Source organism: Okeania sp. SIO2B9 (assembly GCF_010672505.1).
In the GTDB taxonomy this organism is placed as follows: domain Bacteria; phylum Cyanobacteriota; class Cyanobacteriia; order Cyanobacteriales; family Microcoleaceae; genus Okeania; species Okeania hirsuta.
Genome location: NZ_JAAHGK010001660.1, coordinates 1 through 1,343, shown reverse-complemented (window position 1 = coordinate 1,343; position 1,343 = coordinate 1). Strand labels below are relative to the sequence as shown.

The 1,343-nt window shown below is 32.5% G+C and carries 1 protein-coding gene; it reads left to right on the top strand.

Features of this window, described 5'->3' with window-relative positions:
* Positions 1-131: 131 nt before the first annotated feature.
* Positions 132-1,088, top strand: a complete 957-nt coding sequence (locus F6K13_RS33480) for a 3-oxoacyl-[acyl-carrier-protein] synthase III C-terminal domain-containing protein (RefSeq protein ID WP_287289972.1) — start codon at positions 132-134, stop codon at positions 1,086-1,088.
* The last annotated feature ends 255 nt before the right edge of the window (positions 1,089-1,343 follow it).

The window sequence follows — 1,343 nt, the reverse complement described above, 5'->3', positions numbered from 1 at the left end:
TCCCTACTTCCTACTCCCTCTATAATTTTGAAATATTTGACTAAAGAGTAGAAACCGATATGATTAAAAACCAAAAAAATCATTAAACAGTCGGTATTGCAGCAATTGGTTATTATATTCCTTCAGGAGTTATGACTAGCGAAGCGATCGCTAAACTAGCAGATATTCCTCTGTGGGTTTTGACAGAAAAAATAGGCATGGAAAAAAAATCAATTGCTGCGGAAGACGAACATCCTAGTGATATGGGAATAAAAGCAGCAATATCGGCTATAAATAAAGCCCAAATTCAACCAGAAGAAATAGATTTAATTGCTTATTGTGGTGTGGGAGATTACGATTACAGATTTTGGTCTCCCGCAGCTAAAATACAAGGTATTATTGGTGCTGAAAATGCTCATGCTTTTGAAGTTAGAAATTTTTGCAACAGTGGCAATTTAGGCATTCATATTTGCCGGAATATGTTGTTGGCAGATTCGAGCTTAAATTATGCTTTAGTTGTTTGTAGCGATAAATTATCCCAGTTGCTTAATTACTCGGATAAAAATATAAACTCCATACTTTTTTTCGCCGACGGTGCCGCCGCCGCGCTGTTAAAAAAAGGAGAGTCTAGTAACAAAATTCTCTCATATCATGGCATGACTGATGGGAAATTAGCTGATTTTATTCGAGTACCTTTGGGCGGTACTAAGTTACCTGTAAAAGATGAAAATATTGATTTAGAGCTTAATTATGTCAAAGTAGAAGACCGTGAAAAATTAGACGAAATTTTATCAGATATTTATTTAAAAAACTATAAAAAAGTTATAATAGCTGCATTACAAAAAAATGGATTTTCCATAGAAGAAATAGATTTTTTATTTACTAATAAAATCAAAAAAAGTTTATTATCATCAATTTTTGAATCTCTGAAATTAAGCAAAAAAAATACATTTATCTCTTTAAAAGAAAGCGGTCATTTAGGAGCAACAGATACTTTATTTGGTTTGGCTAAAACTATAGAATCAGAGAAAATAAAGCCTGGTAATTTAGTAGTTTTAGCCAGTAGCGCTGCTGGGTTTTCTTGGGGAGCAACTGTGATTAAATATTAAGTAAGCATTCAGCTATCAGCTATTGCTTTTAGTTTATCGAATAATTAATAATTATTAATTAAATAATTCAGCTTACTCTGCCGACTCTTTCAAGGGGAAAAAAGTGGTCGAGGGATGGATGGGTTTCCTAACCATATCAATTATTGCACCCTTATTCATTAATTCTTTCCCCTACTCTCTCTTTTGGTGAAGATGTCTAATAGACATCTCCAATAATAAAAAATAAAATCAATTATCGTACAGAAATTATCAATA

Excerpts from the sequence above, each read along its gene's own strand:
- F6K13_RS33480 (WP_287289972.1), top strand. The coding sequence starts at position 132 with ATGACTAGCGAAGCGATCGCTAAACTAGCAGATATTCCTCTGTGGGTT.